1 protein-coding gene is annotated in these 535 nt (G+C 69.7%); it reads right to left on the bottom strand.

The features are described from left to right. Positions 1 to 503: GAF domain-containing protein (locus H926_RS34975; protein WP_237741099.1), on the bottom strand; the 503-nt coding region annotated here is incomplete at its 3' end. Between the last annotated feature and the right edge of the window lie 32 nt (positions 504 to 535).

Below are 535 nucleotides of genomic sequence, written 5' to 3'. Positions count from 1 at the left end.
CCCCCCTCTCCCCCCCGCCGTTGCCGGTCGAGCGCGATGGCACACAGCGCGATGGAGCGGTCCACCAGCACGCGCTCCAGCGCCGAAGGCCCGCGCGCTTCGTGATAGTAAAAGGCAAAGGCACCCACCGGCTGGTCATTGCCTGCCATGATCGGCCGCGACCAGCATGCCTTGATGCCCAGGGGCAGCACCAGATCGCGATAGGGCGCCCAGGCGGGATCGGTGGCAATATCGGCAGAGACAACCTCGATCCCCAGCGCCGTCGCGGTGCCGCAGGCGCCGACACCAGGGCCGATGTCAATGCCGTCGAACGCCGCGCGCATGGCAGGCGGCAGGCTGGGCGCAGCCAGTGGGCGCAGGCGGCGCATGGCATCGACTGTCACCACCGAGCAGACCACGCCGGGCGCGCGGCGCTCCACCTCGCGGCACAGCCGGTCGATGGTGGCGGCCAGCGGCGCGCCGCGGGCGATCATTTCCAGAATGGTGCTTTGAAAATCGCGCATCGCGTCAAGGCCAGCCCTTTGCAGCAGCCTCT

Source organism: Novosphingobium sp. B-7, from assembly GCF_000410615.1.
Taxonomy (GTDB): domain Bacteria; phylum Pseudomonadota; class Alphaproteobacteria; order Sphingomonadales; family Sphingomonadaceae; genus Novosphingobium; species Novosphingobium capsulatum.
The sequence above is the reverse complement of the archived record's forward strand: the minus strand, read 5'-3'. Positions and strand labels throughout refer to the sequence as shown.